The 26,785-nt window shown below is 36.9% G+C and carries 14 protein-coding genes; 1 reads left to right on the top strand and 13 read right to left on the bottom strand.

Annotation, left to right across the window (positions count from 1 at the left end; translation table 11 throughout):
* Positions 1-78 precede the first annotated feature (78 nt).
* The 11 genes from R2Q16_RS05925 to R2Q16_RS05875 all read right to left on the bottom strand — a co-directional run bounded on the left by R2Q16_RS05925 (position 79) and on the right by R2Q16_RS05875 (position 23,427).
* Positions 79-1,572: a RagB/SusD family nutrient uptake outer membrane protein gene (locus R2Q16_RS05925; RefSeq protein WP_316735740.1), complete on the bottom strand. Its 1,494-nt coding sequence runs from the start codon at positions 1,570-1,572 to the stop codon at positions 79-81.
* 18 nt (positions 1,573-1,590) lie between these two features.
* Positions 1,591-4,752 (bottom strand): TonB-dependent receptor, encoded by a 3,162-nt coding sequence (locus R2Q16_RS05920; RefSeq protein ID WP_316735739.1) that lies wholly within the window; start codon positions 4,750-4,752, stop codon positions 1,591-1,593.
* Between the two features lie 279 nt (positions 4,753-5,031).
* Entirely contained in the window at positions 5,032-6,507 is a 1,476-nt protein-coding gene (locus tag R2Q16_RS05915) for a RagB/SusD family nutrient uptake outer membrane protein (protein WP_316735737.1), read from the bottom strand.
* A gap of 19 nt (positions 6,508-6,526) precedes the next feature.
* Positions 6,527-9,658: a TonB-dependent receptor gene (locus R2Q16_RS05910; protein WP_316735736.1), complete on the bottom strand. Its 3,132-nt coding sequence runs from the start codon at positions 9,656-9,658 to the stop codon at positions 6,527-6,529.
* Positions 9,659-9,906: 248 nt separating this feature from the next.
* The gene (locus R2Q16_RS05905; protein WP_316735735.1) at positions 9,907-10,449 is read right to left on the bottom strand and encodes a DUF1735 domain-containing protein; all 543 of its coding nucleotides are present in this window, start codon (positions 10,447-10,449) and stop codon (positions 9,907-9,909) included.
* A 29-nt stretch (positions 10,450-10,478) separates the two neighbouring features.
* The gene (locus tag R2Q16_RS05900) at positions 10,479-12,068 is read right to left on the bottom strand and encodes a SusD/RagB family nutrient-binding outer membrane lipoprotein (RefSeq protein ID WP_316735734.1); all 1,590 of its coding nucleotides are present in this window, start codon (positions 12,066-12,068) and stop codon (positions 10,479-10,481) included.
* Positions 12,069-12,079: 11 nt separating this feature from the next.
* Complete coding sequence (locus R2Q16_RS05895; protein ID WP_316735733.1) at positions 12,080-15,214, bottom strand: SusC/RagA family TonB-linked outer membrane protein; 3,135 nt, start codon at positions 15,212-15,214, stop codon at positions 12,080-12,082.
* Between the two features lie 381 nt (positions 15,215-15,595).
* On the bottom strand, positions 15,596-16,042 hold the full coding sequence (locus tag R2Q16_RS05890; protein ID WP_316735731.1) for a hypothetical protein: 447 nt from the start codon (positions 16,040-16,042) through the stop codon (positions 15,596-15,598).
* A gap of 10 nt (positions 16,043-16,052) precedes the next feature.
* Positions 16,053-17,546 (bottom strand): SusD/RagB family nutrient-binding outer membrane lipoprotein, encoded by a 1,494-nt coding sequence (locus R2Q16_RS05885; protein WP_316735730.1) that lies wholly within the window; start codon positions 17,544-17,546, stop codon positions 16,053-16,055.
* Between the two features lie 10 nt (positions 17,547-17,556).
* The gene (locus R2Q16_RS05880; RefSeq protein ID WP_316735729.1) at positions 17,557-20,715 is read right to left on the bottom strand and encodes a SusC/RagA family TonB-linked outer membrane protein; all 3,159 of its coding nucleotides are present in this window, start codon (positions 20,713-20,715) and stop codon (positions 17,557-17,559) included.
* A gap of 216 nt (positions 20,716-20,931) precedes the next feature.
* Positions 20,932-23,427: a M14 family metallopeptidase gene (locus tag R2Q16_RS05875; RefSeq protein ID WP_316735727.1), complete on the bottom strand. Its 2,496-nt coding sequence runs from the start codon at positions 23,425-23,427 to the stop codon at positions 20,932-20,934.
* Positions 23,428-23,511: 84 nt separating this feature from the next.
* Here R2Q16_RS05875 and R2Q16_RS05870 point away from each other — a divergent pair, with 84 nt between their 5' ends.
* Positions 23,512-24,810: a UDP-N-acetylmuramoyl-tripeptide--D-alanyl-D-alanine ligase gene (locus R2Q16_RS05870; protein WP_316735785.1), complete on the top strand. Its 1,299-nt coding sequence runs from the start codon at positions 23,512-23,514 to the stop codon at positions 24,808-24,810.
* A 1-nt stretch (position 24,811) separates the two neighbouring features.
* Here the strand turns inward: R2Q16_RS05870 and R2Q16_RS05865 are convergent, their stop codons facing one another.
* A complete protein-coding gene (locus R2Q16_RS05865) occupies positions 24,812-25,303 on the bottom strand; it encodes a gliding motility lipoprotein GldH (RefSeq protein WP_316735725.1) in 492 nt (163 codons plus the stop codon).
* A complete protein-coding gene (locus R2Q16_RS05860; RefSeq protein ID WP_316735723.1) occupies positions 25,272-26,783 on the bottom strand; it encodes a regulatory iron-sulfur-containing complex subunit RicT in 1,512 nt (503 codons plus the stop codon). Before R2Q16_RS05860 ends, R2Q16_RS05865 begins: the two co-directional genes overlap by 32 nt.
* Positions 26,784-26,785 lie beyond the last annotated feature (2 nt).

Below are 26,785 nucleotides of genomic sequence, written 5' to 3'. Positions count from 1 at the left end.
TTCAAAAATAGTATTCAAAAAAAAAGCCTTTCAAATAAATTTGAAAGGCTTTTTTGTTATTATGATTATGCTTTACGATTAATAATCAGCTTCTGGATTACTTATAATTTCCTGAGCTGGAATCGGGAATACATATCTAACATCAGATACCGGAATAGTTGCATTTGCACCATACGACATAAGTGGTAGATTTTTTCTGGCGATATCATTGAATCTGAATCCTTCCATTAACAACTCAATTCTTCTTTCTTTAAGGATTGCAGTTGAAAGTGCAGTTCCGGTTGCCAATACACCAAAATCATATGTTGCATCAGAACGTTTACGAACAGCGTCCAATAATGCTCTTGAACGAACTAAATTACCACCTGTGCTTAAAGCTTCAGCTTCTGCAACGTTTAATAAAACTTCAGCATATCTGATCATGGTAACATAATCCAGGAATGGACTAACTGCACTATGTTTAGTTGGATACGTATAAGTAGTTCCACTAATTACAGCAGTTGAAATTAAACCTGTTTTTCTAGCATCTGTAGCTGGCCAGATAGGGTCGGTAAAGATACCTGCGTAAGTACCTGTTGAAGTATTTAAAGCATACTCCAAGTTACCGCCGCCATCCCAACTGAAATAGTAACCTAACTGGTTCTGCGTTCCAGGAGCGTTTGTATCCGCAAAAGGAAAAGAGAAGATAGATTCAGAAGTTGTGTATGGCGCTGTAAATACAGCTCTTAAAGTTGGCGCCAAAGCATGAGGTGCACGAACACTTGTAGTGAAAGGACCAGTTAAAGGCACAATTTTATTACCTTCTTCAATAACTTTTGCATAGTTACCCATAGTTAAATACACACGGGTTTTTAAAGCAATAGCCGTATTTTTATGTGCTCTTGTTGTACGAAGCAATGCAGTAGAATACGTGTTTGGTAAGCCAGTTTCAGCAGCATCTAAATCTTTTAATACTTGTGCATAGATTTCGGCAACTGTACTGCTTCTTAATCTGTTATTTGCTGCACCTAACTCCGGAAGTAAACGCAATGGTAAACCTCTTGAAGTACCGTTATTTAATACGTAAGGCTTAGCGAAAATTTGTACTAAGCTGAAGTAAGTTAAACCACGTAAAAATTTTGCTTCTGATGCGAACTGATCATATTGCGCAGTGGTTAACTTTGCTTTATTGATTTCCAAACCATCAAGAAAAACATTTACACGGTTAATTGTCAAATATCCCTGGCTCCAGAAGTTACCAACATAAGTATCGCCATTATTATTGGTCGAGTTGTAAACCGTTGAACCGGTTACACCGTTAGACGTTCTGTTGATAAATTCTTCTGCTCTGATGTCATTATAAGCCTGGTAGCGACCGCCAAATAATGCACCGTTTTTAGCCGTTCCGTACAAGCCTGCAACAAGCGCCTCAATACGGGCAGGCGTTTCATAAGCATTCACATCAGAAAGAGATAATTCTGGTGCGATTTGCAAGGTTTCCTTTTTGCAGGATGTGATACCTGTGATTAAAGGAATCGCTACAATAGCTACTTTTACTAATTGTAACTTATATGATTTTATGTATCTTTTCATTTAATTAATATTTAATGTTTACAAACCTACGCTTAAACCGAAAGTAAACTGTCTACCTTGTGGGATACTGTTACGTTCTACACCTGCTGATAAGTTTGAGTTACCGTTTGTTGAAATTTCCGGATCCACACCAGTATAGCCAGTGATTAGGAACGCATTGTTAACAGAAGTATAAACTCTTAAGCTTTTGATTCCAGATTTTCCGAAGATAGAAGCCGGAATTCTATAACCTAAAGTTGCAGCCTGAAGTCTTAAGAAATCTCCTTTTTCGATGTTTTCAGAAATTGGGAATGATGAACCATTTGAAATGTTATCACCATAAACAACTCTTGGAATATTTGTTTGCTGACCAGCTGTAGTCCAGGCGTTTAATACATCTCTTGAGTTATTCCAGAAACGTTGATCAAGTAAACCTGCTCTAGAACCATTGTAAATATAGTTACCGCCTGAGTAAGTAAACATGAAGTTTAAATCGAAGTTTTTATAGTTGAATGTGTTGTTAAAACCACCATACCAGGTTGGAAGGGTGTTAGCCATATATTTTTGGTCGTTTGCATTAACCGGGCTAGCAGCAGTACCATCAAGGAAAGTCCATGCATTAGCACCGCCTTGGTGTTGGTACTGAACTTCTCTACCTGCTTTATTTACGAAAATTCTTCTTCCGTTTGCTGGGTTAACACCTCTTGTTTCAACTGCATAAATACCTGCGATAGACTCTCCAACAATTGTAGTACTTGCTGTTTCTAAACCACCAGTTGATGAAGTTAACTGAGGTAATGAAGGGTCAAGTGCTGTAACTCTGTTTTTGATTGTTGTGAAGTTAAGGCTTGAAGTCCAGGTAAAATCATTGGTTTTAATAGGAGAACCGCTCACCGCGAACTCAAAACCTCTGTTGTACATTGAACCAACGTTAGTATTAATTACGCCACCAGGGATACCTTTTGAAGGCGCTTGTGTAACACCTAAAATTAAGTTATCAATGTTTTTGTTGAAATAATCAATCTCTACAGTAATGCGGCTGTTTAATAAACCTGCACTTAACCCTATATCCGTTTGTTTACTTGTTTCCCAGCTCAAATCTCTGTTTGCAGGACCAGTAAATGCCCATGCCAAAGCACCAGCACCATAAATACTAGAACCGTAAGTTGTGTAACCTTGGTAAGCTGCTACGTTGGCGTTACCTACTTTACCATAACTTGCACGTAAACGTAAAGCGTTAACGGTTCTGCCTAATGATGAGTTTTTAAAGAAATCCTCTTGTGCGATTTCCCATCCGATTGAACCACCACCAAAAGTTCCCCATTGTTTATCGATAAAGAAAGCTGAGTTACCATCTCTTCTAACGTTACCCGTTAAGAAATATCTTCCTTTGTAGTTATAGCTGGCACTACCAATGTAAGCTTGCCAAGCTTGTTCGTTAATTCCGTTACCACCAGCAACGTTGGTAGTAAATGTTCCTTGATATTGAGTAAAGAAAGATGGATCTGCTAAACCTTGTCTGATTGAACCCCAGTTTACAGTTCTTGTATTCTGGATATCAGAACTCACATTTAAGCTAATGTTGTGGCCATCACCAATTTGTTTGTTATAGGCCAATGTAGTAATCCAGTTCCAGTTATTTCTTCTGGCTGAGTTATTGTAAGCATAACCAGGATAAGAAAAACCATCACCATTAATAGGATTCCAGAATTGAATGTTTTCTGTATTACTTCTATCCCAAGAATAAGTTGATTTAGCTGTTAAACCTTCTAGAATTTTAACCTCAGCACCTAAATTAGCTAATAATCTATTTGTTTCTGAAGTATTTACATCTTTATCGATGATAACCTGCGGGTTAACATAAGTAATTGGAACTAAGTTGGCTCCACTACCAATATTATTACCAGATACGCTATAAGAACCATCATTGTTAAATGGTTTAATGTTTGGTGCCATAACTGTAGCAATCCTACCTAAACCTGATGAGTTAAATGCCGCACCCGGAATTGAACCACTGTTTGGAGAGCTGTTAAAACTGTTATTATAGCTCATGTTTGCGTTCAATTTCAACCAATCAGTAGCCTGGTGAGTTAAGTTCGCTCTTCCAGAATATCTTTGGAATGAGTTTGCTCTTAAGAAACCATCCTGATCAGAAAGCGCTCCTGATACGTAATAATTTGTTTTATCTGTACCTCCAGAAATGGTTACAGAGTGGTTCTGAGAATAAGCTTCACGATAAATTACATCATACCATTTTGTATCTACAATAGATCCGTCTGCATTTAACGTTGGGAAAAAGCTTTCGCCATTTGCATTTCTTTGAGAAGCCGGAACCGTATTAGGGTTTAATGCCAATGCATTTTTCATTGCCGTATTTTTCGACTGAATATACTCTGTAGCATTTAATAATTCAGGTAATCTTACCGCGTTGTTAACACCAACCCAACCATCGTAAGTTACTCTTGCAGTTCCTTGTTTACCTTTTTTGGTTGTGATTACCAATACACCAGCTGCTGCTCTTGAACCATATAATGCAGTTGAAGCCGCATCTTTCAAGATATCGATGGTTTCAATATCAGCAGGGTTAATATCTCCTAGCGGGTTATTTGCTGATGAGTTAGCTGAAACGTCTCCGGTAGGAAATGGAATTCCATCTACAACTACTAATGGAAAAGAGCTTAGTGAGATTGAACTTACACCCCTTACACGAATTACAGGTGGATTGTTTAACAAACCGTTTGGTTGTACGATGCTTACACCAGCCGCCTGACCGGTTAAACCTTGTGTAAAACTCTGAACTGGTTTGTCTTTTAAGTCATCACCTTTAACTGTTGCAACCGAACCAGTAAAGTCTTTCTTTCTTACCGTTCCGTAACCTGTAACAACAACATCTGTTAATGTTTTTGAATCTGTTTCTAATGCAACGTTAACCACATTAGATGCGCCAAATGATCTGCTTTGAACTAAATATCCCACGAATGAGAAATCCAAAGTACCTGTTTTAGCTGATGTTTTAATTGAATAGCTACCGTTTGATGCTGTAATGGTTCCTCCAGCGGTGCCTTTGATTTTAACGGTTACTCCAGGTAGGGGCTGTCCGTCATCCTTACCTGTAACTGTTCCAGTAATTGTTCTTTCTTGCCCAAAAGCGCTGATTGCACAAAAGAGCATTATGAACAAACTTTGTAATAGTTTTTTCATAAATTTTAAGTTTAGTTTTTGATTAATATTTTGCCAATTTAAAAAAAAAATATTGTAATGCAATTATTACGAAAATAATCTATAGCAATTAGGTAGACTTTATCTTTATCTAAAACGATTTAGTTGATGATTAGGCTGTCTTTTTATTATTAATAAATGTCAAAAAAGTGATTTTAACACATTTCTTGGTTTTTTTCAAAACAAAAGGCAATAATTTTTGTGTAAACAAAAAGCCCCCGATTACGCTTGTAACCGAGGGCTTTATCAAACAGAACCTAACTATTGTGGATTCTGATCAGCAGGCGTTAATGCCTTATTGGTATTTAATTCATCCTGAGGAATTCTCATTAAGAATTTCGGAGATTCGGCTGGTAAAACTAATTCTACCGGAGCGAAATTGGTACCACCATGGTTACCTGTTCCAGTTGGTCTGTTTAAACCAGTTTTTAAACGTTTAATATCATTTAAAGAGAAACCTTCACCATAAAGTTCGATTCTTCTTTGTAAAAGAATTTCGTTTAATAATGCCGTTCCTGTACCCGCAAAATTGTAAGCCGGGTATCTTGTTTTAACTAAAGTGTTTAATAAAGTTACCGCATTTGCTTCATCGCCACCAATTCTTGCTGAAGCCTCTGCTTCGATTAAGAACATTTCACCAGCACGCATTAATAAGTAATCACCATTCCATGTTGCCGCAGTTGGTTTTCTGAATTTTAAAATACTATAGATGGGAACTGATGGTAACACAGTTGAACCAGGGGCTTTAAAAGCATCCTTTCTTGCATCGCCAACAGGTATCAAATCATAAAGTTCTTTAGTGATTTTTTTATAAGAGCCTAAACCACCGTATCCGCCGGCTGTATTATCCATATGTGAGAAATAAGAAGCAAAAATAGTAGACTGTTCTACGTTAACCTCTAAACCCCAAATCCACTCGGTATTAGATAAAATGCTAAATCCTGCATTATAAGTAGCCGCAGTCATTGGCGCAATGCTAGCTCTTGATTTTCTTGCATACTCTCTGGCAGTAGCCCAGTCTTCCATTTGTAATGCAACACGAGCCAAGATACCTTGAGCCGTATTAACATTTACATGCGATTTGTGGATACGCGTTTTGCCAGTTAACAAAGTTTCAGCTTGTTTTAAATCTGCAACTATTTGCGTATAAACCTGTTGTACGGTTCCTCTCGGATTACCTTCGCTGGTTGGCTCTAAGTAAACTGGTACACCCGGCTTATTCTCATTTCCTTTATACGTTTGCTGGAAGAAGTTTACAAGATAGAAATATGAATAAGCCCTAAGTGCTAATGCTTGTCCTTTGATGTATTCTTTCTCTGCAGTTGTACCTGTAGCTGCATCAATATTTTTAAGAATGATGTTTGCATTATTGATGGTTCTGTAATAGTAAAACCAAGTACGGCCTGATCTGCTGTTAAGTGTAGCTGTAGCAATTGCGGTATACTGATATTCGGCATTGAACCAACCATAACCTTGTGCATGAACCACCATATCGTTACCCATTAAATCAGATACAATTTCTGCTGATTTCTGACCAAAGTTACCATGGTCAGTTAAGCTTTGATACATCTGTCTGTACGTACCATTCAGCGCCACTAAAGCCCCTCCGGTTGTACTGAAAACAGTTTCCTGAGCAATTTGCTCAGTTGGAGTGGTCTCCAGGTATTCTTTCTTACAACTGCTAAGTGTTGCAACGCCTATTAGAACCAGGCTTATATTTTTTAAAATATTTTTCATTTTATAACAATTTATGCGGTTATAAATTAACATTTAAACCTAAAGAGAATGTACGGAATGACGGGTACACATAATCAGTATTTCCGGTGAATGAACCTTGTGGATTCATACCTTTAGGGCCTTTATGCCATAAATATCCGTTATCAAGATTTGCAAATACTTTTGCTGATTTTAAACCAAGTTTACCACTCACATTCTGAGGAATGGTATAACCAAAAGTTACGTTTTTAAGGTTTAAATAGTCTGCATCAAACAAGAATCTTGTTGAAGCACCAGATTGATTTGCAACTGCATTCTGAACTCTAGGAACATCAGTAATCTGACCAGGTGTAGTCCATCTGTTTAAGATATCTGTATGCCAAGCTGATCCATAATTACCTACATGCATTAAGCCTGCGTAGTTACTATCGTAGAATTTACCTCCTAATTGAAAAGTAAATAAGAATGATAAATCAAAGTTACCGTAGCGGAATGAGTTGGTAATACCACCAGTTAAATCAGGAATTGCAGTAGCAACAGTATACTGTGTAGCAGCTGTAAAGTTTGATGTTGTAGTTGTTTGACCTGTTGGCAAACCATTTGAGCCTAAAACATCTTGTTTCCAAGTTCCTAAACCTGTATTTGGATCTACACCAGTGTATTCTCTAATGAAGAAATCATAAATTCCTCCTCCAACAACATATTTTTTGTTACCAATAATAATTTCTGGTTGAGATAATTCTTTGAATTTATTTTTGTAGTGTGTTAAATTTAAATCAACTCTCCAGTCAAAATCACTCTTTTTAATGGCTGTGTAACCTAAAGTAAAATCAATACCTTTGTTTGATAAAGCACCAATATTTCTTGTAACAGTGGTAATACCAGTAGAAATTGGTAAAGGCACATCAAATAATAAGTTGTCGGATACTTTATTATAAAGTTCAATACTACCTTGTAAACGGTTATTGAATAATGAGAAATCAACCCCGATGTTAGTCGTTTGGTTTGTTTCCCAGGTTAAATCAGGTGTAGCTAAAGTTAAAGCCGTTGCACCAGGGAAGCCAACATTATTTGCTCCCAAGTTGTATAATGCCTGGTATGCATAATAAGTATCTAAGTTTTCATTACCTAATTCACCATAACTTACTCTTACTTTTAAGTCGTTAATCCAGCTTACACTTTTTAAGAAACTTTCTTCAGAAGCTCTCCACGCACCACTCACAGAGTAGAATGTACCCCATCTGGCTGATGATGAAAATCTTGACGAACCATCACTTCTTAAGCTTCCTGAAATGTAATATCTCGATTTGTAATTATAGTCTAATCTTGAGAAATAACTTTCGATGGCGTGATCTCTTTGATTTGAAGTAGAACCTTCTGCAACTGCTGCCGATGCTAACTCACTGGTGCCTGGGAAAGGAAAACCCGTTCTAGTCGCTTCAAGGAAGTTTCTTCTGAATTTAAAATTCTCGTGACCAGCTAATGCAGAGATATAATGTTCTCCAAACTGTTTTGCATAAGATAATACCTGGTTAAAGGTAAAAGTTAACTGACGGTTGTTTCTTTTTGTTGAACGACCTGCAACGTTTTGTGCATCACCATAAAGGGAGTTTTGAAAAATTGTAGATGTTGCATCATAATAAGTAGTTGCAATACTTGTTCTGAACTTGAAATCTTTCAAGAAACTCGCCTCTAAATAAGTATTGTTATTGATGTTAACTGGTCTGTTACTTCTGTCATCCAATTCCAAAGTACCCAATAAGTTTGAGTTTGGTGCGTATGGTCTTGCACCCATTTGGCTTGCATTACCAAAATCTAATTTGTTGCCACCTGTTACCGGATCGAATACATAAGCACCTGTTGAAGTACGCTCATATACCGGGTAGATTGGCCCCATCGTTGTAGTATAATAGAATGGGTTTGTAGTTGCAGTACCTTCAGCAACGTTATTTCTTTGATAAGAAATAGCCGCATCTAAGCTTGTACCACCTTTTAACCAAGGCTTAATTTTAGTGTTGATGTTCATTCTAGTGGTAAACCTATCGAACTCAGTAAATTTAGTAATACCGTTCTCATTTACGTAACCGCCTGAAAAATAGTAATCCGTTTTATCACTTGCGCCACTAATGCTCACATTATAATCTTGTCTTAACGCATCTGTGTTAAAAAGTACTGTATTCCAGTTGTCATCCCATAAAAGAGAAGCATTTGGATTAAGTTTTCCTGTTACAGGATCAACCAATTGAGCACCTGGAACATTATACGCATTGTAAACCAAAGCATTAGGACCAGTTAAAACTGCAGAAGCATTTTGTCCGGCTAATGCTGGAGTTTGAGGGTTGGCACCATATTGTAATCTGTTTCTGGTTGCTTCCCACATTAATTCGTAGTAGTCTTTTGCGCCTACCTGATCGTATTGAGGAATTGCACGGTTCATAAAACCTGTTCTAAGGTTTGCTCTAATGATAGCATCGCCTTTTTTACCAGTTTTAGTTTGAATCATGATTACGCCGTTTGCAGCTCTTGAACCATATAATGCAGTTGCAGCAGCATCCTTTAATACGGTTACGCTTTCAATATCATCTGAAGCAATTGAAGCAATTTCTCCATTATAAACAGCACCATCTAAAACGTAAAGAGGTGTGCTTCTTGCATTAACTGAGCCGATACCACGAACACGAATATCAGCATTTGTACCTGGCTGGCCGCCACCATTGGTAGCAACAATACCAGAAATACGTCCTTCTAATGCTCTGGTTACAGAAGTCATTTGTGTTTTAGCTAATTCGGTAGCACCTACTGTAGATTCAGCACCGGTAAATGCACTCTTTTTTACAGTACCATAAGGCACCTGAATTACAACTTCATCTAATGATTTAGAATCTGATGATAGAATAGGGCTAATTGTTGTTTTGTTACCAACTAGTATTTCTGTAGTTTCATAGCTAATTGAAGAAAATACTAATGTAGCATTTGAGGCTGCGGTAATGGTATACTTACCATTAGAATCGGTGATTGTGCCTCTTGTTGTGTTTTTAATTTTTACAGATACGCCCGGGATAGGTAATCTATCATCCGAAGACACAACTGTACCAGTAATTGTTCGTTCTTGAGCTAATGCAGTAATTGCAAAAAGCATCATCACGAACAAACTTTGTAGAAGTTTTCTCATGAAATTTAAGTTAGGATTGTATTAGTTTTAAATAAAGGGCTAAATATATAATCCCACCAACTTTTTTTAACAAACTTTAACTAAATAAGGTGTATTTGTGATTTTTACATGACAAACATTCCTGAATATTCATTGTTTCTTCATTTTTAAAAAAATAACAGCTGGTTACTTAAATTTAAGGCTATAAAACAAAAAAGACCTGAAGAATAGTAATTCTTCAGGTCTTTTTGATTTGAAATTTACAAAAATTATTGTGCTGCTATAGCTACTATAATTGTACCAAAATTTCCGCTAACCGTACCTACCGAAGCTGATCTTATCGATAAAGGTAATGCATAGGTTTGTCCTGCTACGTAGTTGTTGGTGTTAATCGGAATTGTTACCTCAACGCCACGTTGTCCGGCAGGAATTACAACACTTGCCGGCAAAGTATACCATGCAGCCGGGATTAAGTTGTAAGCTTTTCCAGCCTGGGTATTGTGAAGTGTAAGTGCCGCAGCATCAATTCCAAGACCTACTGTTACATCGCTTGATGCCATTTTGCCTGTTCCAACATATTGAACATAAACTTTTAGTAAAGTTGCTGGTCCTTTTGGTAGGCTAAGCTCATATCTTGCAAGTTTAATTGAAGCAGAGGCAGAACCTGTAGCAATATAGTCGGGGTTTGCAAATTCTATAATTGCACCAGCGCTTTTATCAGCATCTGGTCCAATTAAATCCTTCGATTTTAAGCATGAAGTTAAACTCATGAAAATAACCAGGATTGCTATGTTTTGAAATATTCTTTTCATTTTCTTAATTTCTATTTTAAAATTATAAATTATCTAGCCCAGAATATTTTTGTTGTGTATTTATCAACTGAAATTACATTGCCAGCGTTATATTGGAATTCGCTATTTGGATACAATAAACGAGTTGGCAATTTATCAGGACCTGTTGCTTCTGTTACAGTTGAAACAAAAGTTTGAGTTGCAGTCGCTCCAGGAGCTGTAACAATTGTTGGGTAGCCTGTTCTTCTGTATTCATTCCAAGCCTCATCACCAAATAATAAATTTAAAGCTAAATATTTTTGTGTGATAATTGCCTCTAATTGCTGAGCAGCACCTACGGCTAAATTAAAGTTTGCTAAACGGTTTGTTGCGTTTGCCGTTTGATAAGCAACAGCATCAGCATCTGCAGTTTTAGTAGCCGGAATTACATTGGCGTTATTTTTATATAAATAACGGAATGATGCTTTAATTCCTGTATCAAATAATGTTTTAGGATCGCCTGCAATTACGCCTGTTAAAGCAGCTTCTGCCTGAAGAAAATAACTATCAGCAGCTAAAAACAATGGTTGACCAGCATCCGGACCTTTAAATATACCGATAGACTCGAAGTTTGTAGCGTTTGTACCTCTAAACCAAGAGTTTGGTGTTTGACCTCTACCTGCTGTAGCCAATTGGTTACCCAACTGATTTAAGGTACCTGTAGGAGTTGTTCCGTTAATGATATTTGCTTTATAAACAACACCTGCTCTACCTGGATCTGATAATTTCACACCGTTATAGAAAGTTGCAATGTATGGTGTTGGTACGTATTGAACGCCACCACCAACTGCTGCATTTGCAAATGTGTATGCAAAGCTATTCCAAGCTGGGTTTTGTTTACCATCAACACGAGCATATCCAGGGTTTACAACTGCATCATCTGTTAAAAATCCAGCAGCATCAAAAGTTCTGTTTGTAAATGCCACTTTGCTACCTGCTCTAATGATTAATCTTAATTTGATTGTATTTGCAAACTGAATCCATCTGGTAATTTCAGCAGCAGCAGTAGAGCCATTGAACATAACATCTCCAGTTCTGAAAGCAGTAGATGCAGTAGGATTTGCTTTAAAGGTAACGATTGCTTGATCACAAAGGTCAGCAAGTGCTTTATATACATCAGTAGCTTTATCGTATTTTGGTGAAACATTGGCTACACCTTTAAGCGCCTCAGTATATGGCAAATCGTTGTACTGATCAACTAAGCGTTGAAAAGCAAATGCTTTCATCACTTTTGCAGCAGCATTAAACTGAGCCAAATCTGGCTGACTAGCTGTTTGGTCGATAACATACTGAATATCAGTGCCGATATCATAACTTGTGTTCCATAAACCTTGCTGATCAGTTGTAGCGTAGTTATAAGAAATAATTGCTCCCCAACCACTTACACCACCACCATTTGCTAAGTAACCAACTGTTTGTGCTCCGTAGAAATTATATGCCCAGGTTTGGTTTGCAACTGCAGTTATCGCCTGTGGCAAAACTAATTGTGGAGTTGCAGTAATTGCCTGGTTTGGATTTGTGTTAATATCCAGATACTTCTTGCACGATGAGGCAGAAATACCGACAAGCGCAATTAATAAATATTTTATATTTTTTTTCATGATAGTAATCTTTAGAATGTTAGCGATATCGTTCCACCATAATATCTCGAAGGAGGAATTTGGTCTAAACTAGTTAAGCCAACAGCGTTACCATTACTTAAACCATCTCCTGCACTATATTCAGGATCTGTGTATACGTTTGCTTTAGGTAAGAAGACAAATAGGTTTCTTCCTTGAGCACTAATACGAGCAGCTTTAATAAATTTAGATTTAGCTAGGATTGATTTAGGAAGATCATAAGCCAATGTAATCTCTCTGATTTTCCAGAAATCTCCTGGAGTTACATAATTCTCATCGATATTTCTTCTTGGACCACCAATACTCCAATAAGCAGCACCACCATCTCTAACCGTAATGTTTGTGTTATCCACATATTGACCGTTTAACAGATATGATGAGTTAGGAATTACAAAGCGCTCTCTGTTATATTGAGTTGTTAATATACCAGAACCGTTAAATTCGAATGAGTTACCTGCGGCATTATAGATAAAATAACCACCTCTGTATTCAGCTACAGCTGATAATGTTAAGTTTTTATAACGTGCGCTTAAGTTTAAGCCTAAAATTTTGGTTGGAGAAGCATTACCGTATTCAGCGAAAGTTGAAGTTCCTGAAGGATATCCAGTAACTGGATTTACGATAATTCTACCTTGTGGATCACGAACATAAGAACGGCCTTGTAATACTGGGAAAGGTCTTCCTGCCACTGCATAAACGCCAGCACCTGTAAAACCACCAAGATTAATGTTAGGAATTCCACCTACTAATTCGTCAACTGTGTTTTTCGTGTAGTTGAAATTTCCACCTACCGTAACTGTCCAGTTTTCTTTTCTAACCGGTACTAAGTTTAATGAAGCTTCAATACCTTTACCACTAGTTTGTCCAGCATTCAATAAATAAGATGAATAACCAGATGAGTTTGCTACAGTAGTTGTAACTGTTTGGTTTTTACTTTTATTGTCGTAATACGTTGCAGTAGCTGAAATTCTGTTTTTGAATAAATTAACATCCAATCCAGCCTCTATAGTATAGGTAAATTCTGGTGTTAAGTTTGGAGAAACTAAACGATTGCCAATTGTGAAACCACCTTGGCCATTGTAAGGGAATCCAGCACCCTGGTTAAATGTACCATCAAGTGTATAAGCACCGAAACTTGTTCCGCCACCTACGTTAACCTGACCAACCTTAGCATAACCTGCTCTTAATTTAATGTAATCAATTGCAGGAATTTTAACGAAGAAATCTTTGAATGCATCTGTAGGTACAAATGATAAATTTGCTCCAGGATAGAAGAATGAACGATTTGATTGTAACAATCTAGAATCCCAGTCATTACGTGCTGTAGCATTTAAAAACAAATAGTTTTTATAGGCAATGTTTAATACACTGTATACACCTTGCTGACGAGCTTTATAATTTGCCTCACTAGCAGTTGGTGTGTTTGTACTGTTGCTTAGGTTAAATAAACCTGGTTGAACTAAACCACTAACAGAAGCACTTAAAGTTTTAGATTGATCCTGACGTACAACCGCAGCTAATACAAGGTTGAAATCGAAATCACCATACTTTTGTTTAATCTGCGCCTGAAATTCGTTAGTAATACGTGTAGTGTACAAAGAACCATCAGTAACACCACCAACAATATCAGTTCTTTTGAAAGTACTTGCAGTTTCAGGTAAAGATTTTGTATAATCACTGAAAGTAAATTTATCCGAATAATTTTTATTCGAATAATTTCTAGTTTGGAAACCAACTCTGTAGGTAAAGTCTAACCATTTAATCGGGTTGTACTTTAATTCACTACTTGCAGTTAAATAATCATTTCTAACACTTTCTCTATAATTATCAATCATGAAATATGGATTGTTATAGTAAGCGTTGTAGAAACCATTAGGATTTGCAAAAGGATCATTTTTCCAGTCCTGAAGTTCTGTAAGTGGAACTTGAGCAGGAGATTGTAATAACTGATCATAGATGGTTCCAGTCTGTGTAGTTTTGTTTGATCTATTTTGAGTATAACTTGTTGCGAAGTTTACAACCAAGTTATCAGCCAATTTTCTCGTTCCGTTAATCCTAACGTTTGCTTTATTGTATTTGTCTTTTGGAGTGGTTCCTGCAACATCAACATATTGCGCAGACATAAATAATGATCCTTTATCATCACCAGATGAAGCAGAAAAATCTGTTTGACTTGTTAAACCAGTTTCCCAGAAATCATTTTTTGCATTTGTAGCAGAATAAGGCACCATTTTAATTGCACCATTAGCAAGTGGTAAACCAATTTCTCTAACAACACCATCAAATGCAGGTCCGTACTGTTGGTTTTCATAACCTAAGTAAATTCTTAAATCATTGTCTGAACCTGAACCAAATTCTTTTTGAATTTTTGGAAAGAAAGCAACTTGCTCAGCTGTTAAAGTTTGACCAACTTTAATTTCTAATGTACCTTTTTTACCCTTTTTAGTCGTAATGATTAATGCACCGTTAGAAGCGTCAGAACCATAAAGCGCAGCACCAGAAGCACCGTTTAATACAGTTACATCTTCAACATCTTCAGGGTTTAGATTACCTAAAACAGCGTTTGGAACGATTACATTGTCTAAAACAATTAAAGCTTCGTTATTACCTGTTAATGAACGCATACCACGCAATACAACACGGAAATTAGGGTTAGTACCACCAGTTGTTCCGTTAATTTGTAAACCAGCTACTTTACCAAGTAAACCACTTGCAATTGTAGTTGGTTTTGCTGCTAATAATTGTTCTGCTTTAACCGTTGTGATAACAGTACCAATTGAACGCTTAGTGTTTGCAAGTCCACCGGCAGTAACCACAACTTCGTTTAACGATTTTGAATCACTTTCTAAAATCACATTGATTGATGTTCCAGAAATTGTTCGTGTTTGAGTTGCATATCCAATGAAGGAGAAATCTAAACTCGTAGAGCCTTGAGGAACTCTTATTGAGTATTTTCCGGCGGCATCAGTAACAGCACCAATCTGGGTGCCCTTTACACGTACGCTAACTCCGGGGATTGGCAGTTTATCATCAGAGGATGTAACTGTACCATTGATTGTTCGATCTTGTGCCATTGCCGATACAGCAACGAAAACAAGTATGAACAAACTTTGTAGAAGTTTTTTCATAATTTGAAAAATAGGTTAGTAATGATAGTTAATAAAGCACTAATGTATAGTTAGTTGGCAAAATCACCAAATATATCTTTAACATTTTTTAACATTTAACACTTCAAATTGGCATATCGGATTAATCCTAATATTTTAGTTATATTAAAATCAAAGCGAATTGTGCATTAGAACCGGATTAGAGCTAGATTTGAATGAAATTAGGGATATCTACAAAAAACACGCGTCACAACTAATGGGAATGTTTTTTTTATTTCGCTAGCCCTGTCTACTTTTAAGAGTGAATCAGGGATTAATATTTTTTAGCCAATAGCTTGCTAAAGCAAAGAGCCAGTATCGAAGTTCGATACTGGCTCTTCTAACAAGAATAATTAGCTAGTATTAATTAGTTATGTTAATGGTTACCTTTTGGGTTGCTGAATTATTTGTAGCACCTAAAGTTAAAACTGTACCATCTTCTTTAACAGCTTTAACAAGCGATAATGTAGCGACAGCCGTTGTAGCCGGGGCTACAATGGTACCAGCTGGAATTGCAACATTAGCTGTTCCTGTTAATGCATCTTTTGCTATAGTTACGGTTTGATTTGTTAATGTAACAGCGCCAGAGACATTGTAAGTAACCGTTACTGCTTGTTGCAGAGAGGTCTTTACTAAAAATGTAAATGTGCCTGATGAACCTTGTTTAATGGCCTTTGCAGCGGTGCTGCTCAAAGATACATAAGGCGCTAAGCTATTTGTGAAATCATAATTATCTCCAGGCCCTTTCTTTTCGCATGATTGCAATAAGACTAAACCAACCATTGATGCTAATATTAATAATTTTTTCATGTTTTTAATTTTATAAATCAAACCACATTTTTTCGTTATACTTAATTGTTGTTTTTGGAGCATTTGGATTTGCAGATATCTCATTCACAATAGGATATTCATATCTTCTAAATATTGGTCCTGCTGGTGCTCCATCTGGCAATGTTAATAATGGAACCTCGCTACCATCTGAACCTGATCTTCTCCACTGTGTAAATGCATCCAATCCTCTATCCATTTTATCAACCCATTGCTGTTCATGGATTGCCTTAACCGCTTGTGCTGAAGACGTAAAAGCTACGAATTGATTTGAAAAACTGGTTGCATCTGCAGAAGTTGTTCCAAAAAACTTACATGATTCTGCCAGGGCAGCTTTATAAAGTGTATTTGCCTTTGCTAAATCTACAGCAACACCTAAGCCACGGGCATAAATTTCGGCTTCATTAAATAATTGTTCCTGATAAGTAAACATTACTTCCGGGGCAGCTCCTGAGTGAAGTGTGGCTGCAATTCTCGGGTTTACAGCATCAACAGCATCTGCTCCAGGTGTTACCCCAACATATTTCGTAGCCGCAGAAGGTTTGTCAAAAAACTTTGGTAAACGTGGGTCGGCTATAGCAAATGGTGTAGCCGGTTCCATTATATCAGTAACGGGTTTTGAGGCAAAAAAGAAATTAACGCCGCCGTTATATTGTAAGCTAATGGCATATTTTGGATTCCTTCTGCCCGCAACATCCTGGTAAGCAATTTTAAAATTATCGGTTGTAGCATTTACCAACGTAGCTGTTCCAGCCTGAGCGATTGCTCCGATTTCTGTCGCTTTAGTTGGATCTTTATCAACCATTGTTAAAAGTGTACGAAGCTTTAGTGACTTTGCCAACCTTTTCCATTTTGCAATATCTCCGGCATAGAATAAGTCATACGATGAATCGCCAGCTTTACCAATCTTTAAAGGACTTGCCTCATCAAATTGAGCAATAGCTTGATCTAATAATGCAATCGTGCCTTCCAAAACAGTTTTTTGGCTATCGAATTTTGGATATAATATACTCGGACTCCAAGCTTCTGTATAAGGTACATCACCAAAAGTAGTTGTGATATCATACGTAACCATAGCAAGCAAAACTTTACACTGTGCTGCTGCATTATTGTTTACCGGGCTAGCTTCTTCAGATAATTTAATTGCCTGTTTCAGATTAGCACCAGCTCTAACATAAGAAGTTACCCAAGTGTTATTAAGAAAGTTAGCTGAGAATACATATGTTTGAGCATCAGGGTCTCCACCAGACCATCCCGTTGGATTATTACCGCCATTGCTCAGCATTTGTCCGGCTAAACTCATTGGAATATATAAATCTCCACTTGACCTCAAATTAACATAAGCAACACTTGCGTATGAAAATAATAGCTTCGGATCTACTTCTTCTGCTGCATTGGGGTTTTTATTGATGTCTAAATATTTTTTGCATGATGATAGTGTTAATAACATGGTTAAAACACTAAATGTGTATATAAATTTTTTCATTATCGTTTAATTAAATCCTAAATCTGATGTTAAAACCAATGGTTCTGGTAGATGGTACAGAATTGAACTCTACACCTTCCGCCACACTTTCTGTTCCGAAGAAATTAGCTTCTGGATCAATATGAGGTACATTATCATGGATTATCCATAAGTTTCTACCCTCCACACCTAATTCGGCTGATTTGATAAACTTAATTCTTTGAAGAAATTTAGCTGGTAATTGATAAGACAATCTTACTTCTCTCAACTTAACATAAGATGCGTCAAAAATATTTGCTTCCGTATTCGTTGTAGTATATTGAGACCAGTAATCTTGCATACTCGTAACCGGCGTAGAATTTGGAACAAATGTATTTCCAGAAGCGACCACACCTTTATCAATAAAAATATTTCCTCTATTTAATAATGTTTCTTCTGCTAAACCACTAACCCGTAATGATGAAACTGTATTTGAATAGATTGCGCCACCTTTTCTAATATCAACCAAAAAGCTTAACGAAGCGCCTTTGTATGAGAATGTATTATTTATACCACCCATCCAATCAGGGTTCATATTTCCTAATCGCTGGTCGCTGATTGTTTTTCTTAAACCAGTAGCCTGGTCGATTACCAAATTTCCTGCGGCATCACGTAACCATGCTACGCCATAAATTCCGAAAGATTTTCCTGTTTCAGCCTTAATTGATAAACCACTCCAGCCACTCGCCAATGAATAAGATGTAATTTCTGATGGCAATTCGACTGTTTGATTATTTTTCGCAAAGTTGAAATCGATATTCCATTTAAAATCTTTAGACTTTAATGGCACTAATCCCAAAGCAACCTCAACTCCATTGTTTTTTACAGAACCTGCATTTTTTAGTGCCGAAGAAAAGCCAGTTGATTGTGGAAGTGGAAGACTTACAATTTGATCTTCGGTGTTTGTGTTATAATATGTAAAATCTAAAGTAACTCGATTGTTTAAAAACCTCAGTTCAGTACCTAGTTCATATGATACCTGATTTTGAGGTTTCAAATCTAAATTAGGAATGGTTGCAGGACTACTAAATGCAAGTACGCCGTTAAAAGGAAAGGTTGTGCCGTAACCGTATTGTGCAAAAGCAGCACTTATAGGGGCATATGTAAATGCACCTTGGTATGGGCCGGTATCACTACCAACATTCGCATAACTCGCTCTTAATTTACCAAAGTTAAACCAGTTTGTTTTAGGTAGTAATTCACTAAAAACAAAGCTAGAACTTACTGACGGGTAGAAATAAGATCGGTTTGTTATTGGTAAGGTTGATGTCCAGTCGTTTCTTCCCGTAATGTTTAAAAATAAAAAGTCTTTGTAAGATAAGCCAACATCACCATACACACCCTGTATTCTTTTTCTGTTCGAAGTATTTGTACTCGTTACACCTCCGGCATTACTAAAAACGTATAAACCATCAACGGTTAATTGTTGAGCATCTGATAAATCTCTACGATAGTACGCATCATAAATGTTGTATCCGGCAATTACTTTTAAGCTTAAATCTGAAGTTATTTTATGATCTGCTGTAATTATAAAATCATTATTAATAATTCGATTATAAATGTTTGCAGTAAAAAAATCTCCGGTTAATGCTCCTATTGTACCTTGACTTGTTACGCCGCGACGAAATTCGTTGTAGAAATCTGTACCTAAATTATTCGAAATTGTTAACCATTCTAATGGCTTGTAGGTGATTACACCATTACCGAATACCCGATCAACAACGTTGGAGAAATTGTTTTTGTTCGCAATCCAATATGGATTATTACCATTTCTGGAAGGTGTTAAGGTAATTTGCTGTTTGGTGATTGGATCAATGTAATTATCCCTCAATAAATTAATATCGAGTGTTCTTGGCAAGCCATAAATCAGGGGTTGCAAAACATTTGGGTTGTTAGAACTTTGAACCGGACGACCATCGCCAACCGTGCGCACATAATTTAAGTTTGTACGAACATCCAATCCTTTTATAATATTTCTGCCTGCATTAAAGTTAATTGCATTTTTTCTTAGCTTTTCATTTGGTATGATACCTGATTGAGTGGTGTTGGTAAACCCAAATCTGTAATCCCCCGTATCGCCACCACCTTCAAAGGCAACAGAGTTGATGTAAGTTTTACCAGTATTATAGAAATCTTTAACATTATCAGGAAATGCCTCTAGCTTTACTTGCTGATTTAAAAAGTTTAGAAAGGTTCTGTCCTGAACATCACTGATTTTTGGCCCCCAACCATTTGTACTGCCACTTTGTACATTTGGCCCTGTACTATACTGACCTTGGACACCTTGCGCATATTCGTTCTGGAAATTTGGAAGCTTTAATACATTATCAAATCGTGTAGAAGAGTTTACAGATATTGATGCTTGTCCTTTTTTACCTTTCTTGGTCGTAATTACAATGGCGCCATTTTTTGCTCTTGCACCGTATAATGCCGTTGCCGCGGCACCTTTAAGCACTGTTAATGATTCGATATCATCAGAATTCAAATCTCCGGCTCTATTACCATAATCCGAACCTGCACTACCTTGTGGTACTGTACTTGTTGAAATGGTATTTAATTGCTGAGAACCATTGTCAACAGGCAAACCATCGATAACAAAAATTGGCTGATTTGATGTACTACCGGAGTTAAATGATGATGCTCCCCTGATGATAATTTTAGATGAACCGCCAACAGTACCAGATTGCGAAGTGATTTTAACCCCCGCAACTTTACCGGCAATCGAATTCACCACATTGGTTTCTCTTGCCTTATTTAACTCATCGCCTTCAAGTGCAGAAACTGCATACCCGAGTGATTTTGCAGTTCTTTTGATTCCAAGAGCCGCAGTAACAACAACCTCACCAAGTTGTCTAGCATCTGATACTAAAGAAACATTAATTGATGATGATGAGCCAACAACAACTTCTGTGGTGGCAAACCCAATACTTGAAAATATGAGGGTCTTTTTGTTGGCAGGTAATTTAATGGAGAATTTTCCATCGTTGTTTGTAGAAGTTCCGCCGGGAACCCCATCAATTTTAACGCTTACACCAGGAATGGGTTGTTTATCATCCTGGGCTGTAACCGTTCCAGTAATTGTTCTTTCTTGTGCAAATGCGCTTGATGCAAATAGCAAAAAAACGAACAAACTTTGTAGAAGTTTTTTCATTGTAAATAAGTTAGTAAATAATTAATTATCTGCGTTGAACGCCTTGGATGACAACTAATATTTAAAAACTGATATTTAAATGAATAGCTTTTCTATAACAATTCGGGATGAATCGACATCAAATATACATTAAATGTTTACATAACAAAGTATTACACAGCTGAAATTCTATGCAACTCTTTGTTATGCAATTATGATATAATTTACGAGCTTAATCTAGTAACTGCAAAAAATTATATTGCCGAAGAGTGTTTTACCACCTTCCCAAAAATTTCTAAAAAGCGGGTCGTTTGCCAGGTAAATCACACTTCCTCTTCCAGACTCTTGAACACCAATTAACAATCCGGTTTTTAGGTCTTCTCTAACTTTTTTACCCACAACCCCGGCCATTAGACTTTTCTCTGATAATTGCCCAACATTCCAACCTTTGGTTAGTGGCTGGTAAATTTTGCGGTCTGTTTTAAGCGAATAATAATAATTACCCAATCCATAAGCAAATGGGTGAGAAGCATCCATATTAATTTTATAAATGGCACCTGGAATGCTGTTTTCGTAATCGTCTTTATCCTTATCCTTAAAAAGAAGATTGCTGACTTCAGGTTTTTCATCCTTCTTAACAACTGCTTCTTTCTTTTTTATGTCGAAACCTTTTTTCTCTAATACACTTTCTATCGCGTCTTCCATTAAAATAAGCTTACCACCTCTGTTAATCCAGCCTTTTAAACCTTCATCAATAAAACCAGCATAACTTCCATCTGGAAGAATTACCGTATTTACTTTATTAATATCAAGGTTATTTAAATCTCTGGCATTAATAATTACTGGAGATAAACCCAAATCATGCTCAATGTAAAACCAAACTTCGCCGAAGGCTAAAGATGATACTTCGTTACCAGAAACGATGGCAATTTTTGGTTGTTTTAAAATCGGATAAACCGATGAACCGAAATCTTTACCTTTATCAACAAAGCCACTTGTAATCGCCTGAACGGGTTTTCCAATAGTTTTGGCCACTTTAACAACCCTGTCTCTCAAACCTTTAATTAATTTTTCATTTTCAACCCTTAACACAATTAAAGTTCCGGCAGGGTAATCTTTTCCGGCAACAGTAAAAGCCTGATCTGCTTGCCTTACTTTAATGTTTTCTTTTTGCAAGGCACTTAAAACCTGCGCATCTTCAGCTGTTCCCCATCCAAATAACCAGGCTAAAGGTTTATCCAAATCATTCGAAACAAGTTCTGCTTCTTGCATAGAGCTGTATTTTCCTTTAATGTTTTCTTTGCTTGCATAAGCTTTTAACCCATAAACATAAGGTAATGCCCAAGCCGTAATGTCATAAGTATTTGAATCGGTTACGACCGTTTGTGGCTCTAAAAGTACGTTAGCCAACACCGCACGAGCTTGCTGAAGATTTACAATTAAATCGTTACGACCAATTGTAAAGTTCTCTTCCTTCTGTGTATCATAATCATAACCTCTGCCGCCCTTATCACCACCAAAAGCAAATTCAATTTTATTCTTAGTTAAAAGTTCGGCTAGCTTTTTTAAGCGTGATAAGTTTGTTGGTTTAATGATATAGCTTTTATAAATTCCTGGCGCATTAACCAATTCCTGCTGAAAGTATTTCTTATATTCATCTAAAAGTTTTGCATGGTTTAAAGAAGTAACTTCCAAAGTAGACATACCTGTTGTATAATGGTGTGCGATTCTGTCTTTAAGTGTTAAAGTATCTCCATCATTAGTAACAACCGATAAACCCGCCCTGATACCACCTTGCTCGTAAGTCATTCCAATAGCACCATTGTATAGAGGATAAGTATCGCCGTAAGATGGATAAAGCAAATCGAAACGTTCTTTCGTAAAATATTGCCAGCCTTCAGCATCAAAATATTTTGCATTGTTTTTACCCACTACAACCTGAAAACTTCTTTGCCAAGGGGTAATGGTTTGATGGATAGGCTCCGCAGCAGGCGCAAAGTAATATGGTGAATTATAACTTTGCTCGTGGAAATCAACATGAACCTGTGGCATCCATTGGTTGTACAGATTTATTCTTTGCTTGCTTTCTAGTTGTGTTTGCCAAGCCCAATCTCTGTTTAAATCGAAATAATAGTGATTTGGTCTGCCACCTGGCCAAGGTTCAATGTGCTCTCTTGATGAAGGATCTGAATTTGGCTTACTTCCAACAACGCTATTAAAATAGTTCACATATCTATCTCTTCCATCTGGATTTAAACATGGGTCGATAACAACTACCGTATTTTTTAACCACTCGTTAGCTGGTTGGTTTGTTCCCGAAGCCAGGTTGTAAAGCATTTTCATTGAAGTTTCAGTTGAATTTGCTTCGTTCCCATGTACATTATAACTCAGCCATAACATTCCTGGTTGCGATGCTAGATCAACATTTGTTGACTTACCCGTTGCTAACGAAAGGTTATTATTTCTGATTTGCTCAATTTTCGTAATATTTTCAGCCGATGAAATTACGGCAACCATCAACGGCCTTCCCTCATTGGTTTTACCGTATTCAATTAGTTTGACATTTTTTGAAGCTGCTAAGGCCGTTTGTCTGAAATAATCGGCCACTTTATGATGGGGTGTAAAATGTGTTCCGAGTTCGTAGCCTAAAAATTCATCAGGCGACTTTACCTGAGCGAAAACAAAAAATACAGAACCTAGCGTAAGTAAACAAAGCGTTAGAATTTTCTTCATGTTAAAATAAATTTACCTAATGTACAAATTTTGTTTTTTGTTGATGCTAAAGCTTAATTTTACAGCATATTTTTTACGATGAGTATGTTAACAACCGAAAAGCTTTACGAATTTTATCTGGCAAACCCTTCTATTTCAACGGATACAAGAAGTATTGCCCAAAACAGTATATTTTTTGCTTTAAAGGGCGATAATTTCAATGCGAATGAATTTGCACAACAAGCGGTTGAAATGGGAGCATTGTATGCAATTGTTGATGAAGCTAAATATGCTAATGATAAATGTTTACTGGTTGATGACGTTTTATCTGCTTTGCAGGATTTAGCCCGACACCATCGTAAGCAGTTAAAAATTCCGGTAATTGGCCTAACCGGTAGTAATGGCAAAACAACCAGTAAAGAACTGGTTAATGCTGTTTTAGCAGAGCGATATAAAACCTTTGCCACTTTCGGCAATTTGAATAACCATATTGGCGTTCCGCTTTCAATTTTATCTATTAAAAATGATGTAGAAATTGCCATTATCGAGATGGGGGCAAATCATCAAAAAGAAATAGAATTATTGTGCACAATTGCCCAGCCAACGCATGGCATTATTACCAATGTTGGCATGGCACATTTAGATGGCTTTGGTGGTTTTGAAGGTGTAAAAAAAGGAAAGGCTGAACTTTATGCCTACTTAAAGCAAACAAATGGTTATACTTTTATCAACAGAGATAATTCTTTTTTATTAGAGATGAGTGCAAACGCTGGCTTAAATAAATTAATTTACTACGGAACAGAAAACGGGAACACCATCAAAGGTAATTTAAAAAGTAGCGATCCATTTATCGAAGTCGATTGGACAAATCATGAAATTTCATCGACAGTAAAAACAAACTTAACCGGGAGCTATAACTTTGAAAATATTTTGGCTTCGATTTGTATAGGTGACTTTTTTGATATGGACGCCGAAGAAATTAACCGAGGTTTATCAGGTTATCAACCTAAAAATAACCGTTCTCAGCTTACAAAAACAGATAATAATACGGTGATTTGCGATTTTTACAATGCAAACCCGAGTAGCATGAGCGCTGCCTTAAATAATATTTCTTCGTTATCCGCATCGAGCAAAACTGTAATTCTGGGCGATATGTTTGAGCTTGGTCCGGAATCTGCCGAACAACACGAAATTATTGCTAATCAAGCAGCCAGCAGTGGATTAAACGAAATCATACTCATCGGAAAATACTTCTATGTTTTAAAGGATGAAGTAAATGCCAAATTCTTTGAAACGCCAACGGAAGCTGCAACCTATCTTCAGGAAAATCCAATAAAGGATAATCTGGTTTTACTAAAAGGTTCGAGGGGAATGAAACTGGAAAGCTTATTACAGTATTTATAATTTACTCAACTTCCTCTACTAATATCCCTGCATCAGAAACTTCCAAAAGTGGATTATCACGCATATTTTGTTCAATCTCAATTGAAAACTTACCGTTTTTTGGAAAATGGTGTTTTGTTAGAAGTGGTAAATTATAATTGAAAATATTGCCAGAACCACTACCAAGCCATTCGCCATCGTTTTTGGCTAATTTATATTGATACCTTTTGGTTACTTTATTCTTTCCATCAATAAAATGCGCTAGAATAAAAATGTTTGAATACTTATAATCTGCTGTATGCCTTAATTTGAAGTATAGATTATAGGTTTTAGTATAATCTTTAATCTCAAATGAAGTAATAATTCGATTTCTATACGTCCACTTGCGCTCCGGGATTTCATTATTACTATCCACAACAGATGGCTTACATCCTAAAAAAAATGTAACTATTAATAAAAAACCAAATAAGCTTTTAGATTTCTTATTCAGCTGCTGGCTTATTATCCGAACCATTTTCCTTACGGCGATTATTGTATTTTCTTCTGTTATTTCTATTCTTGTTTTTGCTCTGCTCTGGCTTATTTCCATCAACTACAGCATTTCCTTCGGCAGTCGTAGCAATAACTTTATCCTCAGTTTGTGGCTTTTGATTTTTATGTTGAGGCTTCGGACCATTTACATGTGCAGGCTTTGGAACCGGTTGCTGGTTTCTTGGGCCTTGATTTTGCTGTGGCTTTTGACCTTGCTGAGGCTTATGACCAGCCTGTTTTTGTTCTTGATTTTGAGGACGCTGATTTGGGTTTGTATTTGGGTTTGTATTTGGGTTTGGCCCTCTTTCGCCTCTGTTTTGATTATTTTTATGCTTTTTATTCTTGTTGTTTTTATTTCTAGAACGTTCATCCAGCCTGGTTAAACTATCCTGACCAACAACATTTTCGTAATCAAAAGATTTTTCGATAACAACTGGTGCAGCAATTTGAACAGCCTCTTCTTTAAGATTTGGCGCTTTTTTACCAGCCTTGTTCATTGCCATAATTTCCTTAACACGAGCGGCAGCAACAGGAATCCAGTTTTCATCGCCCTGATAACTAAACCACATTACTTTTTTAAAGATGTCGGTTTTTTGATGACGGGCATAACCTGCCTCCGTATCAAGGTTTTCAATTCTATCCGGGATATCTTTTAAGGCATCCAAATAAGTATCCAGTTCGTAGTTTAAACAACACTTTAACTTTCCGCACTGGCCAGCAAGCTTTAAGGTATTTAAAGATAAATTTTGATAACGAGCAGCTGCCGTAGAAACGGTTTTGAAGTTTGTTAACCAGGTTGAGCAACACAACTCACGACCGCAAGAGCCGATTCCGCCTAAACGTCCGGCTTCCTGGCGCATTCCAATCTGGCGCATTTCTATACGAATACGGAAACTTTCTGCCATCTTTTTAATCAGCTCCCTGAAATCTACGCGTCCATCTGCAGTGTAAAAAAATGTTGCTTTTGTTTTATCTGCCTGATAATCAACATCGCTAATTTTCATTGATAAACGTAAATCCAACGCCAGTTTACGGGCTTTATGCATGGTTTCCCATTCCATACCTTTCGCCGCGTTCCATTTTTCAACATCAGCTTCTGTTGCTTTACGGTATATTTTTTTGGTCACCTGGTCGATGCTGGTTTTACGACGTTTCATTTGAACACGAACCAATTCGCCCGTTAAAGAAACATGGCCTACATCGAAACCTCCAGTCGGGCCTTCTACCGCAACAAGCTCACCAATTTCCAAATAAATATTATCTGTATTGACAAAAAACTCTTTACGAGAACCTTTGAATTTTATTTCTGTAACCTGAAAAGGTTTATAATTTGAGGGCATATCCAGGTTGGATAGCCAATCATGAACTTCCATTGTTTGGCACCCACCGGTACCGCAAGAGCCATTACTTTTGCATCCATTAGGGGTGCAACCACCACCTGTAGAACAACTTCCACATCCCATAG

Origin of the sequence: Pedobacter aquatilis (genome assembly GCF_032678425.1) — a bacterium.
GTDB lineage: Bacteria > Bacteroidota > Bacteroidia > Sphingobacteriales > Sphingobacteriaceae > Pedobacter > Pedobacter aquatilis_B.
This window is presented reverse-complemented; position numbering and strand designations above follow the sequence as displayed.

Coding starts and splice junctions, on each gene's coding strand:
- R2Q16_RS05925 (WP_316735740.1), bottom strand. CDS start 1,572: ATGAAAAGATACATAAAATCATATAAGTTACAATTAGTAAAAGTAGCT.
- R2Q16_RS05920 (WP_316735739.1), bottom strand. CDS start 4,752: ATGAAAAAACTATTACAAAGTTTGTTCATAATGCTCTTTTGTGCAATC.
- R2Q16_RS05915 (WP_316735737.1), bottom strand. CDS start 6,507: ATGAAAAATATTTTAAAAAATATAAGCCTGGTTCTAATAGGCGTTGCA.
- R2Q16_RS05910 (WP_316735736.1), bottom strand. CDS start 9,658: ATGAGAAAACTTCTACAAAGTTTGTTCGTGATGATGCTTTTTGCAATT.
- R2Q16_RS05905 (WP_316735735.1), bottom strand. CDS start 10,449: ATGAAAAGAATATTTCAAAACATAGCAATCCTGGTTATTTTCATGAGT.
- R2Q16_RS05900 (WP_316735734.1), bottom strand. CDS start 12,068: ATGAAAAAAAATATAAAATATTTATTAATTGCGCTTGTCGGTATTTCT.
- R2Q16_RS05895 (WP_316735733.1), bottom strand. CDS start 15,214: ATGAAAAAACTTCTACAAAGTTTGTTCATACTTGTTTTCGTTGCTGTA.
- R2Q16_RS05890 (WP_316735731.1), bottom strand. CDS start 16,042: ATGAAAAAATTATTAATATTAGCATCAATGGTTGGTTTAGTCTTATTG.
- R2Q16_RS05885 (WP_316735730.1), bottom strand. CDS start 17,546: ATGAAAAAATTTATATACACATTTAGTGTTTTAACCATGTTATTAACA.
- R2Q16_RS05880 (WP_316735729.1), bottom strand. CDS start 20,715: ATGAAAAAACTTCTACAAAGTTTGTTCGTTTTTTTGCTATTTGCATCA.
- R2Q16_RS05875 (WP_316735727.1), bottom strand. CDS start 23,427: ATGAAGAAAATTCTAACGCTTTGTTTACTTACGCTAGGTTCTGTATTT.
- R2Q16_RS05870 (WP_316735785.1), top strand. CDS start 23,512: ATGTTAACAACCGAAAAGCTTTACGAATTTTATCTGGCAAACCCTTCT.
- R2Q16_RS05865 (WP_316735725.1), bottom strand. CDS start 25,303: ATGGTTCGGATAATAAGCCAGCAGCTGAATAAGAAATCTAAAAGCTTA.
- R2Q16_RS05860 (WP_316735723.1), bottom strand. CDS start 26,783: ATGGGATGTGGAAGTTGTTCTACAGGTGGTGGTTGCACCCCTAATGGA.